The organism is Fibrella aquatica, from assembly GCF_041321135.1.
Taxonomy (GTDB): Bacteria; Bacteroidota; Bacteroidia; order Cytophagales; family Spirosomataceae; genus Fibrella; species Fibrella aquatica.
This window is the reverse complement of record NZ_JBGGWF010000013.1, coordinates 88368-103890: the sequence shown is the minus strand read 5'-3', so window position 1 is coordinate 103890 and position 15523 is coordinate 88368. Positions and strand designations below refer to the sequence as shown.

11 protein-coding genes are annotated in these 15523 nt (G+C 51.7%); 9 read left to right on the top strand and 2 right to left on the bottom strand.

Annotated elements, in window-relative coordinates; all coding sequences use genetic code 11:
- The first annotated feature begins 22 nt into the window (after positions 1–22).
- The 8 genes from ACAW87_RS22310 to ACAW87_RS22275 all read left to right on the top strand — a co-directional run bounded on the left by ACAW87_RS22310 (position 23) and on the right by ACAW87_RS22275 (position 12365).
- Positions 23–1717, top strand: a complete 1695-nt coding sequence (locus ACAW87_RS22310) for a RagB/SusD family nutrient uptake outer membrane protein (protein WP_370725868.1) — start codon at positions 23–25, stop codon at positions 1715–1717.
- Between the two features lie 47 nt (positions 1718–1764).
- Positions 1765–4881 carry a SusC/RagA family TonB-linked outer membrane protein gene (locus ACAW87_RS22305; RefSeq protein ID WP_370725867.1) on the top strand — a complete coding sequence of 1039 codons (3117 nt, stop codon included), beginning with the start codon at positions 1765–1767 and terminating at the stop codon, positions 4879–4881.
- A 131-nt stretch (positions 4882–5012) separates the two neighbouring features.
- Complete coding sequence (locus ACAW87_RS22300) at positions 5013–6731, top strand: RagB/SusD family nutrient uptake outer membrane protein (RefSeq protein ID WP_370725866.1); 1719 nt, start codon at positions 5013–5015, stop codon at positions 6729–6731.
- Between the two features lie 221 nt (positions 6732–6952).
- Complete coding sequence (locus ACAW87_RS22295) at positions 6953–7771, top strand: glycoside hydrolase family 16 protein (RefSeq protein WP_370725865.1); 819 nt, start codon at positions 6953–6955, stop codon at positions 7769–7771.
- A gap of 96 nt (positions 7772–7867) precedes the next feature.
- Positions 7868–8839 (top strand): glycoside hydrolase family 43 protein, encoded by a 972-nt coding sequence (locus ACAW87_RS22290; RefSeq protein ID WP_370725864.1) that lies wholly within the window; start codon positions 7868–7870, stop codon positions 8837–8839.
- Between the two features lie 484 nt (positions 8840–9323).
- Entirely contained in the window at positions 9324–10436 is a 1113-nt protein-coding gene (locus ACAW87_RS22285; protein WP_370725863.1) for a glycoside hydrolase family 88/105 protein, read from the top strand.
- Positions 10437–10593: 157 nt separating this feature from the next.
- Positions 10594–11604: a sensor histidine kinase gene (locus ACAW87_RS22280; RefSeq protein ID WP_370725862.1), complete on the top strand. Its 1011-nt coding sequence runs from the start codon at positions 10594–10596 to the stop codon at positions 11602–11604.
- Positions 11601–12365, top strand: a complete 765-nt coding sequence (locus ACAW87_RS22275; protein ID WP_370725861.1) for a LytR/AlgR family response regulator transcription factor — start codon at positions 11601–11603, stop codon at positions 12363–12365. Before ACAW87_RS22280 ends, ACAW87_RS22275 begins: the two co-directional genes overlap by 4 nt.
- A gap of 527 nt (positions 12366–12892) precedes the next feature.
- Here ACAW87_RS22275 and ACAW87_RS22270 read toward each other — a convergent pair.
- On the bottom strand, positions 12893–13231 hold the full coding sequence (locus ACAW87_RS22270; RefSeq protein ID WP_370725860.1) for an EVE domain-containing protein: 339 nt from the start codon (positions 13229–13231) through the stop codon (positions 12893–12895).
- Positions 13232–13537: 306 nt separating this feature from the next.
- The gene (locus ACAW87_RS22265) at positions 13538–14521 is read right to left on the bottom strand and encodes a hypothetical protein (protein WP_370725859.1); all 984 of its coding nucleotides are present in this window, start codon (positions 14519–14521) and stop codon (positions 13538–13540) included.
- 290 nt (positions 14522–14811) lie between these two features.
- On the opposite strand from ACAW87_RS22265, the gene ACAW87_RS22260 reads away from it, so the two are divergent.
- Complete coding sequence (locus ACAW87_RS22260; RefSeq protein ID WP_370725858.1) at positions 14812–15522, top strand: hypothetical protein; 711 nt, start codon at positions 14812–14814, stop codon at positions 15520–15522.
- Position 15523: the final 1 nt, after the last annotated feature.

Below are 15523 nucleotides of genomic sequence, written 5' to 3'. Positions count from 1 at the left end.
CCCGAACAAACTTGTGAAAACCATGTGTAAGAAATTATATATCAGCGTATTGATCGTGGCTCTGTCCATGATTGGCTCCGCCTGCGAGCGGGTAGAAACCGAACCCCGCGACTGGATCAAAGAAGATCTGGTCTGGGACGAACAGGACCGCAACGCCACCCTGGCTGTCTTTTTCCTCAATGATATCTACAACTACATTCCCGGCGGCTTCAACCGGATTGGCGCTAACAATGGCGATTTTCTGGATGCTGCCTCCGGCGATGCCATTCCCTCTCGCACGAACCGGCCGGTCGAGTATTACACCAATGGGTTCATCAGCGTGGTCAACAACCCGGATCCGTACTGGGGAAACAGCTATGCCGGTATTCGGCGGGTAAACATCTTCCTGGCCAACATCGACAAGGTGCCCGCAACGGCCGCGAGCATCACTACCTGGAAGGCCGAGGCCCGGTTTATTCGCGCCCTGCTCTATTTTGAACTGGTAAAACGCTACGGTGGTGTTCCCCTGATCGGCGATAAGATTTTCACCCTTAATGATGACCTCTCGTTACCCCGAAACACCTTCGAGCAAAGCATCAACTACATTGTTGCCGAGTGCGACGAGGTGAAAACAACCCTGCGCAAAGAACCCGTTTCTGACAACGAATGGGGGCGGGTGCCCCGGGGGGCTGCTATTGCTCTGAAAGCACGCACGCTCCTGTACGCCGCCAGTCCGTTGTTCAACGGCGGTGGTATCAGCAACGACGCTACGAAAAGAGCGCTGACGGGCTACCCCACCAGCGACCCAACCCGCTGGCAGAAAGCCGTTGATGCAGCCGCCGAACTGATTGCTCTGAACTACTACGCGCTGCAACCGGTGTTCAACAACGTGTTTGTGGTGAAGAAAAACACGGAGATCATTCTGGCGAAACAATCGGGCAACAACACCTCCATCGAGAGTCTGAACGCACCGGTTGGCTATGGTGCTCCTACCGCCAGCCAGGGACTGACCAGCCCCACCCAGAATCTGGTCGATGCCTTTACAACCGACACCGGCCTGCCCATCACCGACCCGGCTTCGGGCTACAACCCACAGGCACCCTACACAGCCCGCGACCCACGCCTGTCTGTGACGGTGTTTTTCAACGGGCAACGGTGGCTGCAACGAAACGTAGAAACCTTTACGGGCGGACGTGACCGGCCGGGGGGCAGCATTGTGCAGACCCGCACTGGCTATTACCTGCGCAAATTCATGGCCGATTTCTCGAACAACACGACCTACACCAACCAGAGCCACAACTTCCCAATTTTCCGCTACGCCGAGGTCTTGCTGAATTATGCCGAAGCGCTCAACGAAGTGGGCCGCACGGAAGACGCCGTGAAACAGATCACCGACATCAGAAAGCGGGCGGGCATTAAAGCGGGAACCAACAGCCGCTACGGCATTAAAACTGGCATCACCCAGTCCGAACTACGCGCCCTGATTCAGAACGAACGCCGGGTTGAACTGGCCTTTGAAGAGCACCGGTTCTGGGATGTGCGCCGCTGGAAAATTGCCGAAACCGCGCTGAACACACCACTCTTTGGCCAGCAGATTACCCGCAACACCGATGGCACCTTCACGTATAACCGGGTTCAGGTGAGCACCGCCCTGTTCTCTAACCGACTCTATTATATGCCATTACCGTACGACGAAACAACAAAGAACCTCAACCTGGTGCAGAACGAAGGCTGGTAAGAACCACTGTTCGTTCCATTCTCTTTCTCTCTGTTTCCTTCTGAACTATGAAAAAATTACTATTTATTCTCTCCCTCTTCGCGGTGCTTGCCAGTCAGGCGGCCTATGCGCAGGGTCGGGTGGTGAGCGGGGTCGTTTCCGACGCCAAAGAATCGCTGCCGGGCGTTACGGTTGTTGAAAAGGGCGTTCCCACCAACGGAACCACCACCGACGCCAACGGACAGTACCGCATTACGCTGCGTGGGCAAAGCAACATACTGGTTGTGAGTTCGATTGGTTTTAAGTTGCAGGAAGTGGCCCTGGGCAATCGCAACACCGCCAACATAACGCTCGAGGCCGACGAAAACAGCCTGAACGAAGTAGTGGTGGTTGGCTACGGTCAGCAGAAAAAACTGACCCTGACCGGGGCCATCAGCTCGGTGAGCGGCGCCGATATTCGGGAAAACCCCGCCGCCAGCTTACAGAACACACTCGCCGGTCGGCTGCCGGGTTTCTTCTCGCAGCAGCCATCGGGCCGGCCCGGTGCCGACGGGGCCAACTTCTACATCCGGGGTCTCAGCTCATATAACGGCAACAATCAGCCACTGATCATTGTGGACGATATTCAGTTCTCCTATGAGCAGTTTGCCCGCCTCGATCCTAACGAAATCGAAAGCCTGTCGATTCTGAAAGATGCCTCGACAACGGCTATTTACGGGGTTCGGGGTGCCAACGGTGTTATTGTGGTGACCACCCGCCGGGGTAAAGAAGGCCCTCCGCAAATCACCATGCGTCTGGAATCGGCGCTGTCACAGCCAACGATCATACCAACGTACCTGGACGCCTACAAAAGTGCCAGCCTGTATAACCAGGCGCAGATCAACGACAACACGGCCAACCCTAGCTCGACGTTCCGCCCCCGTTTTACGGCCGAAGATCTGGAGCTGTTCCGCAACGGCAGCGACCCCTACGGGCACCCGAACATCAACTGGAAAGATGTACTGTTCAAGAAATTCAGCCAGCAGTACCGCGCCAACCTCGATCTGTCGGGCGGTACGCAACGGGTGAAATACTTTGTGTCGGTGGGCTACCTGAATCAGGGTGGTATGTTGAAAAACTACGGTGAAGGGCAGGGCGTGAACAGCAACTACTCCTACGAACGCTACAACTACCGCTCGAACCTGGATATGAACGTGACCAAAACCCTGGATCTGCGCCTGGATCTGTACGGCAACTTCGGCCAGGTGAACACGCCACAGGTAGGCAGTCCGTTTGGCTATAACGACCTCTTCTACGATTACAGCAGCTTCCTGACCCTGGCTCCTTTCGCCTATCCGCTCTACAACCCGGATGGATCGCTGGGCTATAGCACCTGGATTCGGAATGAAAACCCGAACTACAACGTCAACAACGTCATTGGCCGCCTGTCGTATTATGGCTACAACCGGAGTAATGAGAGCAACATCAACTTCATTGCGTCGGCCAAGCAAAAACTAAATTTCCTGACCAAAGGGCTCGACATACAGGGGCGGGCTTCATATACGAGCAACTACGCCTATGGCCGCAGCATGACCCGCGACCAGTTCCCGTCGTTCATCTACAATTCGGCCGCCGACACCTATGAACCCCGCGACCCGAACGTGTACCGGGTACGTCGGTTCTTCCTCGGCTACAGCCCCAATAGCACATCGCGGGTGCTGAATGTGCAGGCCATTCTGAACTACGACCGCACGTTTGGTTTCCATCACCTGTATGGTCTGGGCCTTTTCAACCGAACCTCGAACACGGCGTTTAACAGCAACGCGATTTACAATTTCATTCCGAGCAATTTCCAGGGCTATTCGGGACGGATTGGCTACGACTACCGCGACAAGTACCTGTTCCAGTTCAATGCAGCCTACAATGGCTCTGACCGGTTCGTAAGCGACAAACGGTTTGGTTTCTTCCCGGCAGTGTCGGCAGGCTGGAACATTTCGGAAGAACCGTTTTTCAAGAACAACGTCACTACCGTCGATTTCCTGAAGGTGCGCGGGTCGTATGGGGTGGTGGGTAACGATGCCATCGGGTCGTCGTTCAGCTACTATTACCAGCAGAACTACGCCAACGGAAATGGGGCCACCGTGGCTGATTTTGGCTACTCCAACAACAACTACACCGGTATTGTGGAAGGCACCCTGGCCAATAATGACGTGACCTGGGAAAAGGAAAACAAGCTCGACATAGCGCTTGAATTTGGCTTGTTCAACAGCAAAGTAACGGGTAGCATCGACTATTTCGACAACAACCGATACGACATTCTGACCACGCGGGGCACCGTATCGGCCATTTTCGGTCAGGGTTTACCACCGGTCAATCTGGGTAAAGTAAACAACCGGGGGTATGAACTGGAACTGGGTTACCAAAGCCCCGTGAAGAATGGGTTTTCGTATTCGGTGAAGGGTAACTACTCGTTTGCCAAGAACAAGATCGTATTCCAGGACGAACCCACGGCTTTATATCCGTACCAGACGTTTACCGGCAACAGCATCGGGCAGCAACGGGTCTACACGTTTGTTGGCTTCTACAAAGATGCCGCCGATATTGCCGCCAGCCCCAAAACAGCCGTTCCGGTACAACCCGGCGACCTGAAGTATGCCGACCTGAATAACGATGGTAAAATCGATGGCTTCGATGCGTCGGTCAACGGTTTTCCAAATGCGCCCAACACCGTATACGGCATTAACCTGGGCCTGCGTTACAAGGGAATCAGTTTCAGCGCCCTCTTGCAGGGAGCCCGCAATTTCAGCGTGCGTGGCGTAGCCGAATCGATCCGGGCGTTCTCGTCGAACCTGACCGCTATTCACGAACAGGCCTGGACCCCCGAACTGGGCGACGCCGCCAAATACCCACGCCTGACCCTGTTGGGCGGCATCAGCGATCCATCGGCGTTCCCGTCTACGTTCTGGCTGATTCCCGGCGACTACCTGCGGCTACGGACCGCCCAAATCAACTTCGATATTCCAGGCGGCTTCACCAAACGGCTGGGCCTGAAGGATGCCCGCGTGTACGTCAACGGGTCTAACCTGTTCACCATTACCAAGCTGAGCAAACTATATCAGCTCGACCCCGAAATCACAACGGCTACCGACCGGGCCAGTTATCCGCCGCAACGCCTGCTCAACTTTGGCGTCAGCGCTACCTTTTGAAAAATGTCATTACGCTACGCTGTCATTAAGTATTCATTAAGTAGTCATTGATTGTCCTTTGCGAGTAATGACCATTTAATGACAGCGTAGCGTAATGACCATCTAATGACCACTTAATGACAATACATGTCATGAAAAAGATACTATTCATACTTTTCCTCCTCACGGCTTCGGTGGCCTGCCAGCAGTCTGATGACTTTCTGGAGCCCAAAACGAGTGCTTTGACCGAAGAACTCGTTTTCACCGACAGCACCCGCACGATGGCCTTTCTGTCGCGTATTTACGGCGACCTCGGCTTCAGTTTCACGAAAGGTCGCTGGGATTCGCACGGCAATACCGAAGAAGCCACCGACGATGCCGAGTACAAGTTTTCGGGTACCGGTCAGAAAGCCGTGGTGCTCTACAGCGGTACCGTCAGCCCGACCAACTTCCCGTTCTTCGAGTTCTGGTCGACGCCCTACAACAACATCCGTCGGGTAAACCTTTTCTTGGAAAAGCTGCCCACTACGCCCCTGTCGGCTCCGTTGCAGGCGCGGGTAGCCGCCGAAGCCCGCTTTTTACGCGCCTGGTATTATCATTGGCTGCTCATCACGTTTGGCGGGGTTCCGCTCATTGGCGATAAGGTGTTTACGATCAACGACTTTATCAACCAGCCCCGAAACAGCTACGCCGAATGTGTAACGTACCTGACCACCGAACTCGACGCCATTGCGCCGCTGCTACCAACGGCCAACGAATATTCGGAGCAAAATTACGGCCGCATTACGCGGGGAGCCTGCCTGGCCCTGAAATCGCGGGTGCTGCTGCAGGCGGCCAGCCCACTCTTCAACGGCGGTGCCGAAACGACGGATGCCGAACTGGCCAAAATTGTCAGCAACCCAACCTATGATGTAGCTCACTGGCAAAAAGCGGCCGATGCCGCGCAGGCGGTGATCAACACCGGTACCTATTCATTGAACGTAGACAACACTACGGCTCCCGGCTACGGCTTTTCGCAATTGTTTCTGAAGCGGGTAAACTCTGAGTACATCGTGTTTCAGAACCGGGGAGCTAACCGCGATATGGAGGGTTTCTACAACATGCCGTCGCGTGGGGGAGCCAACAACGCCATGCCATCGCACAACCTGGCCGAGGCTTTTCCGATGAACAATGGTAAGCCAATCACTGACCCCACATCGGGCTATAATCCGGCCAATCCGTACGTCAACCGCGACCCGCGTTTTGGCTACAGTATCGTCTACAACGAATCGCTGTATTACCTGCCGTCGGCCAATGCGCTGGCTCCGGTGTTTACCTACGAAAACGCACCAACCGATGGCTTTACGTCGGCTGGTCAGACAACGGGGTACTACAGCCGGAAGATGTGCGACGTGAATATTTCGGCCAACAGCAGCTTCAATACCAACCGGGGCTGGCCCCTGCTCCGCTACGCCGAAGTGTTGCTGAACTACGCCGAGGCTATCAACGAAACCGGACAAACAGCCCTGGCCTATCCCAAGCTAATCGAACTGCGGAGCCGGGCCGGTATTTTGCCGGGAGCCGATAACCTGTACGGTCTGAAAGCGAACATGACCAAAGACGAAATGCGCGAAGTAGTTCGTAATGAGCGGCGTATTGAACTGGCCTTTGAAGATCACCGCTGGAACGACATCCGCCGCTGGAAAACGGCCATGGTGGTCAACAACGGTTTCAACAAACGGATTCGGATCGTTAGATCAGGAACGACGTACACGTACTCGGTCGTTAATTCGATTCGGCAGCATAACTTCCGCCCCGAAATGTACCTGCTACCCATCCCTGATTCAGAAGTTCGCAAAGCCCCGGCCATGCGGCAAAATCCGGGTTGGTAGGGTTGCGTAGCTGGCGCGAGGATTTCCTCGTGCCTTTTATATCGCAAGCATTCGCTTGCACAGCGCGAAAGCGCAAGGGTAGAGCACATTAATTGGTAAGTAAAATTAGGCCCTACCGTATTGCGCTTTCGCGCTGTGCAAGCGAATGCTTGCAAATTATAGGCACGAGGAAATCCTCGCGCCAGCATCGGCCAACTTACCAAACACCTTACGCAACTCTCGTGAAACACCTTCTTTTCTTCACTTTATTGCTGTTTAGCCAGATCAGTTACTGCCAGTCAACCGACTGGAAACTGGTCTGGTCAGACGAGTTTAACATCGCCGGCCCACCCGACCCTAAAAACTGGACGTTCGAGCAGGGATTCGTCAGGAACCACGAATTGCAGTGGTATCAGCCAGATAATGCACGCTGTGAAAACGGGTTTCTGATCATCGAAGCCCGGAAAGAGAATCGACCAAACCCGAACTACCAGCCCGACAGCCGCAACTGGAAAACCAACCGCCCTACCATCGACTATTCGGCCTCAAGTCTGAAAACGAGCGGACTACGTACCTGGCAATACGGCCGGTTCGAGATGCGAGGCCGCATTGATACCAGCCCCGGACTCTGGCCCGCCTTCTGGACCCTCGGCGTGTCGGGTGAATGGCCATCTAACGGCGAAATCGACATCATGGAGTATTACCGGAATATGCTGCTGGCCAACGTAGCCTGGGGGACGTCGAAAAAGTTTACGGCCAAATGGAGCACCACCAAAAAGCCGATGGCCTCCTTCAACGACCCGAACTGGTCGAGTAAATTTCACATCTGGCGTATGGATTGGGACCAAACAGCCATTCGTTTATACGTGGATGATGAGTTACTGAACGAAGTGATGCTCACCGAAACGATTAACCAGGACGGAACCGGAAAGAACCCGTTTCATCAGCCGCATTACATGCTGCTAAACCTGGCCATCGGCGGCGATAACGGCGGCGACCCAGCAACAACGACGTTTCCAAATCGATACGAAGTCGATTATGTACGGGTTTACCAGAAATAAGCATGTTTTGGCTTCGCGCTGTAGGTTGCTTTCGCCTGGCCCTTAACGTACCCAACTATACATCATCGCCTCTAAAGCCATCAAAAACACACGTTTATGAAACACATCCAACTCATCATCATCGCGCTAACTCTCTGGGCAAACTTTTGCGCGGCACAAGCACAGTTTAAACCCGGCGAACGCTGGTATGACGATAAGGGTGAACTCATCAACGCCCACGGCGGCGGGTTACTGTTCGACAAAGGCACGTATTACTGGTTTGGCGAAAACCGGGGGCAGTCAGCGTCACAGGGTATTTCGGTGTATTCGTCGAAAGACCTGCATACCTGGAAAGCTGAAGGCATGGCGCTCGCCAAATCGACCGATCCGCAGAGCGAAATTGCCGTGGGTGGCCTCATGGAGCGGCCCAAGGTGATTTACAACCCCAAGACGAATAAGTACGTGATGTGGTTTCACCTCGAACTACCCCGACAAGGCTACAAAGCGGCCCGCGCCGGCGTGGCAACAAGCGACAACCCAACAGGCCCGTATACGTACCTGAACAGCTTCAGACCCAACGGCCACATGTCGCGCGACATGACTCTGTACGTGGATGATGACGGATCTGCCTACCACATTTATTCGGCCCGCGAAAACTACGACCTGCGTATCAGCAAGCTGACCGACGATTACCTCAGCGCCACCACGCAGGACACACTTATGTTCAGCAATCACCGCGAGGCACCAGCCGTTTTCAAGAAAGACAACAAGTATTATCTCATCACGAGCGGTTGCACCGGCTGGGCGCCCAACAAAGCCAATCTACACGTGTCCACGTCGCTCTTTGGCCCGTGGCAACTGGTGGGCGACCCCATGCGCGGACCAATGGCCGACAAAACCTTCGACGGGCAGTCGACCTATATTCTGCCGGTACAGGGTAAAAAAGATGCCTTCATTTTCATGGCCGACCGCTGGAATCCGAAAGACCTGAAAGATAGCCGGTACCTCTGGCTCCCGATCAAATTCGAAAACAACCAACCCGTTGTTGAATGGATAGACGAGTGGAATCTGGCATTCTGGAAGAAGTAGAAACGGCACATGCTGGTTTATTGCTGACACGTGACAGGTTGCTTTCGACCAACGGGGCAGATTGATTTCCACAAATTAAGCGGGCCATTTAGTTGGCGTAATTTGGATGTTCAACCTGCCTAAACCGCATGCTACGCCCCGTTGGGGCTGAGTTGAGGAACGTCACAACCCCCATTCTACCGATGCTACGGCCCGCTGGGCCTGGATGGCGAAACGGGTCTGGTTTTATGGAGCTAGGTAAAAAGCAAGTACTGAGTAGGCCCAGCGGGCCGCAGCGTCGGTAGCCCGGGGGCAGTGGCGTTCCTCACTCAGCCCCAGCGGGGCGTAGCATGCGGTTGCTCTCCTTCATTTTGCCAGCAATCGGAGATATATTGGTCAGTTGATTTGCAAAAAATCAGCGTGGCCCTACCCATAAAAATCACTCGCCACAGGAAAGCGACAACGTATCGGGGTCCTAGGCCCCACCCAAACCCCACCCACCCATATGAAACTATACACCACCTTCCTCCTTCTCCTGATTAGCACCGCGCTCATTGCGCAGAAAAAACCGGTGGCGGCCGATGTGCTGAGCGCCGTTCAACGAGCCAACGACTACTGGCAAACAACGTACCCAACCCACGGCCGCGCTTTCTGGGATAATGCCGCCTACCATACCGGCAACATGGAACTGTATTTCCTGACCAAAAACGAGGCCTACCGCCGCTATTCCGAAGCCTGGGCCGAGCGCAATCAGTGGATGGGGGCTAAAGAAACCGATAAAGCCAAGTGGAAATATTCGTATGGCGAAACAGATGAGTACGTCCTCTTCGGCGACTACCAAATCTGCTTCCAGACCTACATCGACCTTTACAACCTCAACCCTGATCCGAAGAAGATTGCCCGAGCCCGCGAGGTGATGGAATACCAGATGAGCACGTCGAAAAACGATTACTGGTGGTGGGCCGACGGGCTGTACATGGTGATGCCCGTGATGACGAAACTCTATAAACTAACCGGCAACAAACAATACCTCGACAAGCTGCACGAGTATTTCACCTACGCCAACAGCATCATGTACGATCAGGAGGTTGGGCTGTATTACCGCGATGCCAAGTACATTTATCCAAAGCATAAAAGCGGCAACGGCGGTAAAGATTTCTGGTCGCGCGGCGATGGCTGGGTCTTTGCCGGACTGGCTAAAGTGCTGAAAGATCTGCCGAAGAACGACCCGCACCGCGCCGAATACATCGATAAATACAAACGCATGGCCGACGCCATCATCAGCGCGCAGCAACCCGACGGCTACTGGACCCGCAGCCTCCTCGACCCCGCCTTTGCGCCCGGCCCCGAAACCAGTGGCACCGCGTTCTTCACCTATGGACTGCTGTGGGGCATTAATAACGGCTACCTGAAAAAACGAACGTACCTGCCCGCCGCCCTGAAAGGCTGGACGTACCTATCAACGGTGGCCTTACAACCCAACGGAAAGATTGGCTACGTGCAGCCCATCGGCGAAAAGGCCATTCCCGGTCAGGTCGTCAATGCCAATTCAACCACCAACTTCGGCGTCGGCGCGTTCCTGCTGGCCGGCAGTGAACTGTACCGGTTTCTGAAGTAAAAAGGGTGGATGCTTTCGTGGGCATGTAGGCTTCGCACGTTAGCCATGTTAGTGTAATGCTTCGCGAGCCGGGCAACACTATCCAGATTCTGTCTGGTATTCAAGTCAACTTACTGGCCACGAACGCCTACATTCGCGTAAGTATCGTACGAATACTATGCGAAACAGAATAAACTGGCTGGGTATTGCCTGCGCCCTGCTGATCCCCGCGCTGGGCGTACTGAACCGTGACAGCAGCCTACCCCCCTTATCGGTCGAAAAACTGATGACGGTATGGCTGACCATGTCACTGTTCCTGTTTGTTATCTGGACGCTGAATTACGGACTCAACATGTACTTCAGCAACCGCCCTCAGGTGGCGCCGTTGGTGAGGGTGGGGGTTATGGCCGTATGTGATGGGCTGGTCATCTCGCTGATCTTCGGACTGGAATCTGGCGGCTGGTTTCCGATCGCGTTTGCCGACTACAGCCAGCACCCCTACCAGCTGTTAGCCCGCCTGTGTGCGGCCACGCTGCTGCTGACAACCATCCAGTACGCGTTTCTGAGCACCATCAGGCAGGAGGGCCTGAAACGGCAGAATGAGCAGCTGCGTACCGAAAATCTGGTGGCCGAACTCGAAGGGCTGAAGCAGCAGATAAACCCGCATTTTCTGTTCAATTCGCTGGGTACGTTGCGCGCCATGATCCACGAAAAAGACGAGAATGCCGAGCAGTTTGTGCTCCGACTGTCGACCGTGTACCGTCAGTTCCTGAGCAAGCGCAACGAAACCACCACCAGCCTAAGCGAAGAGCTGGCTTTTCTGAACCATTACCTGTTTATGCTCCGGTTTCGGTACGAAGAGGGCCTGAAACTGGTGATCGAGGTGGACCCGCAGGTGGCCGCTCAGGTACGTCTCCCGGCTTTTTGCCTACAACTGCTGGTCGAGAACTGCATCAAACACAACAGCCTGTCGATGGCCAGACCGTTATCGATTCGTATCTATCAGGAAAACCCCCGGACGGTCACGGTGGCTAACAACAGACAGCCCAAACAGACCGGCGTTGAGTCGACGGGGATCGGGCTGGCCAACCTGCGCAAACGCTATGCCCTGCTGGGCCTGTCCAACGCCGTGACCATCCACGAAACAGATGAACGCTTTACCATCACCGTAGCCTTGCTCGACGCATGACCATTCTGATCATTGAAGATGAACCCCGGCTGGCCCGAACGCTCCAGCGGCTGATTGAGTCGGTCCGTCCCGACGCGCAGGTACTCGGCAGCTGCGGCAGTATTGACGAAACGGTTCAGTTTCTCCGCGACCTGCCCAAAGCGCCCGATCTGCTGTTTATGGACATCGAACTGGCCGACGGCAACAGCTTCGAAATTTTCAAGCAGGTCGCCGTAACGTCGCCCGTTATTTTCTGCACGGCCTACGATGCGTATATGCTCGACGCGTTCCGGGCCAACGGCATCGACTACCTGCTGAAACCCGTTGAGGAACAGCACGTACGGGCGGCTTTTGCCAAGCTGGATACGATCACCAAAGCCCTCACGCCCGACGTATCGGCGCTGACCCGTCTGCTGGTTACGGCCCAGCTGGTGAATCGCTACAACAGTTCGTTTCTGGTACGTTTCCGCGAAAAGATGACGCCGGTTGCCGTGGCCGACATTGCCGCTGTATCGTTCGAGCACGAGGTGTGTTACCTCTACACGAGGACGAACGAAAAGCACCCGCTGTTCAAAACGATGGACGAGGTAGAAGCCAGCCTGGACCCCGCCCAGTTCTTCCGCATCAACCGGCAGATGATCGTCAACCGCCACGCCATTGTCGCCATCGAGCCTTACTTCAACCGGAAGGTAACCCTAACCCTCGCCTGCACCCCCGCCGAAGCCCCCATCGTCAGCCGCCTAAAAGTGACGCCGTTTTTGAGTTGGGTGGAAAGGGTGTAGAATGGTGTTGGTTAACGGTGCGTTGGCTTGGTGAAGTGGGGGAAATCGAAGTACAAACGTTCATTAGATTTTCAATGTTCAGCCTATTACACCAGACATACTTTTGCCAAACTCATGTTAGTGAATATTGTTTTGTCCATTTTTATTTTGATTAATCATTTCAGTTACTTTGTCAATGGTAAACGCTATTTTACGTTTGTGAATTATTGAATGGCAGTTTGGACATACAGGTCTAAGTCTTTTATAGGGTCAATACTATAGGTTTCCCCCACTGAAGCAATTTGACGTAAATGATGAACATGAATAAAACGTTTGCCAATTTGTCCATAAGTTTTTTCAAAGTTAAAGTCACACACAACGCAAGAAAATCCGAAATATCCTATGCACTTTTTTCTTGCGTAAGGATTTCTCTCGTATTTTGTAAGCGTAACTTGTTTTGGTATTCCTTCTGAATAAATCTCTTGAATTTTATTGCCTGCATTGACGAAAGGATTGTGCTTAACATATTTAGTTATTATAAAATAGAATCAAACTGCTTCAAGTTCGTCTACAAGTTCAGATCTTATTGAAATTCCTGATGTTTGAGGTATCCAATTTTGTTGAGATAAACTACCCGTCTTTAATCTTTCTAGTGTTAGAATCTGTTCCTTATCTGAATTTAATAAAACTTCAAAATCAATATTGATACAGTAAGCCTCTTTATTTTCGCCACTCCTGTGTCTATCGAAAAATGCTTCAGTTGTCGCAAAACCTGCACCGATAACTCCCTTTGGTTCTGTACCAAGTTTAACTAAAAAGATTCTGTCGCCTAGTTGAATTGATTTTGCATTTCCACAACTCCAACTTTGGGAACATTTTCCGGTCAAGTCTACGTGTCCAATGTCTTGTTCAAGTGTTTCCCAAATCCACCGTCTAGGATTCTATACAAAGAGATATGTTTTCATTAGTTATTTTTTATTGTTTAGCCCTTATTACTAATGAAAAGGTATTACAACTATGTATGGTGAGGTTATTTCGTCTGCAGGTGACCAGAGTTTAATATGAATTACGAAAGTTGAATGTAATGAATGAAGCCAGACATTGGCGCTTTTGCATAATAAAGATGAAAAAGAGTAAAGCCGAGTTTGCCCTGTCCCAAGCTGCACTTTCGGCACTGGTGTTGTACGCGATTGTCATTTATCAACAGGTATGAATATTGATTCGCCATTTTTATCCATCAGCCAAGTGAAAACCTTGCCTTTTTCAGGTTGACAAATCTCTAATGGTAATTCTAGGTACTTGGATAATAACATTGAGTAAATATCGTTGTCCCAATCTTCGAATACGGGAGTATTATTGAATCCTTGTAACGGCATGGAGTAAGTTTCAATTCTATCATCTGTTTGGATATTTGTAAATTTTGGTGTTCTATTTATCAAAAAACTCTTGTATAAAATTTTTGCGGTTATCTCGCGAAATTGCAAAGGATGCAATTCAATATCTCTATGATGATCTAATAAGCCTTCCAATTGCTTTGTTGCTCCGCAATCCTGTAAAATAGCTATTATTCCAATTTCACCCATTCTGATTGAAATGAATAGTGATTGTTGGTTATCAATAAAATCCCATTGCTCTTCGATTCTTTTAGGTTTCTGAGTTTTAAATAGAAATATAGAAGCAGGAAAAAAGTTTTGGAATGAATGTTTCTTGCGGATTCCTTGTAGGAATAAAAAATGAGAGTAAAAAGATTTTAAATATCCTGTACTAGTAATAGTCCCCTTCTCTGGATTTGATCTATCTATACGCAAAAAAAGCTCACGATAAATTATTCCAAAATAAATTTTACCTAACCACAGAAAGAGTATATTCTTGTCTAATTCTCGAAATGCCTCATAACCAATCTTAAATGCTTCGTGAACTTTATCTTCAAAGGGTTTTAAATGAATATTATTACAATTAAAACAACACGGAATAGTTATCTGTCTATAAGGAAGTAGAGTTCCATTTAGCAAGAATATTTTTTGATCCCATAGATTAAATCGATTTTGCAACCATTTAGGTATTACATGCTCTTCTGTTTTTGTTTCGTCAGTCAGCAGACAACCACACAAGAAACATTTATCTGGTGTAAAAGTATGTTCTTCAATAATTTTAAAAATCCCAGTTAGCTTTATCATATCTTATTAAACATAACATTTAAATATATGAAATATTTTCAGTACTTCTTTGTCTTTGCTGAAATTTTATAGACTCTCCAATCGATGACCCTATATACTTATCGCGGAACTAAAGGGATTAGTTGCAGGCAGGCTTTTACAGGCCAACTAGGTGAGCCTATTCCATCCACTGTTACCACCTCTACCAATACCTGATCAATTCGCCCGGCTGTTTGTTCAGTTCGCCTTCTTTTTCAATGGATGGTCTGCCAGGTACGTCCATCTTTGTTCGGTTACCAAGATAGACGACCATGTCACTCAAATCATCTGTATTTCTTGCGCTGGCGATCGCCCTGTCGGGTTCGCTGGCGATGGCTCAGGCAACGGCGCAGCCTGTCATGCGCGGCGCTAACAACGTTCGTGGAGCACGCTATTGCGAAATTTTGGTTGTGAGCGGCAAACTCACCGACCTGACCGCCACGGTCTATAACACGCTGGGCTGCAACAGCTGTCCGGCCGATCAGTGGAACGCGATTGATGCGAAAAAGCTAAAGAAAGAGTTCGGGGCCAAATCGATTTCCATGAATGGTCCCCGCTACTTCCTGATGGATAAAGTCGGGCAGTCAAACGCGGCCCCGCCGACGGTTGTGCTGGGTGGGCTGGCGATGAAGAAACGGGCCACGGTACCTGTCTCGCTGAAGATGGCGACGATGGGTAAGACCAAACCATATACCGAAACGACCGTAAAACGGAGCACCGAGTATGTCTTCAACAAGGGTAGTCGCGTATATGAACTGATCAGCCCCGACCACACCTACATCATGCAGAGCTACGCCCAGCTCGTTGACCCCAACCTGACCGAGAAAGGCCTCACTACGCTGCAAACGCGCCTGAAACTACCCACCGGCTGGCGGTACCAAACCCGCGTGTTGACTAACGATCTGGTTCTACGTACGGTAGAAGGCGGTGAAGCCCACGTCACGCAGGACGATCTGATGAACACCTACCAACGCGTCAACTAAC

Coding starts and splice junctions, on each gene's coding strand:
- ACAW87_RS22280 (WP_370725862.1), top strand. CDS start 10,594: ATGCGAAACAGAATAAACTGGCTGGGTATTGCCTGCGCCCTGCTGATC.
- ACAW87_RS22275 (WP_370725861.1), top strand. CDS start 11,601: ATGACCATTCTGATCATTGAAGATGAACCCCGGCTGGCCCGAACGCTC.
- ACAW87_RS22265 (WP_370725859.1), bottom strand. CDS start 14,521: ATGATAAAGCTAACTGGGATTTTTAAAATTATTGAAGAACATACTTTT.
- ACAW87_RS22290 (WP_370725864.1), top strand. CDS start 7,868: ATGAAACACATCCAACTCATCATCATCGCGCTAACTCTCTGGGCAAAC.
- ACAW87_RS22285 (WP_370725863.1), top strand. CDS start 9,324: ATGAAACTATACACCACCTTCCTCCTTCTCCTGATTAGCACCGCGCTC.
- ACAW87_RS22305 (WP_370725867.1), top strand. CDS start 1,765: ATGAAAAAATTACTATTTATTCTCTCCCTCTTCGCGGTGCTTGCCAGT.
- ACAW87_RS22310 (WP_370725868.1), top strand. CDS start 23: ATGTGTAAGAAATTATATATCAGCGTATTGATCGTGGCTCTGTCCATG.
- ACAW87_RS22260 (WP_370725858.1), top strand. CDS start 14,812: ATGTCACTCAAATCATCTGTATTTCTTGCGCTGGCGATCGCCCTGTCG.
- ACAW87_RS22300 (WP_370725866.1), top strand. CDS start 5,013: ATGAAAAAGATACTATTCATACTTTTCCTCCTCACGGCTTCGGTGGCC.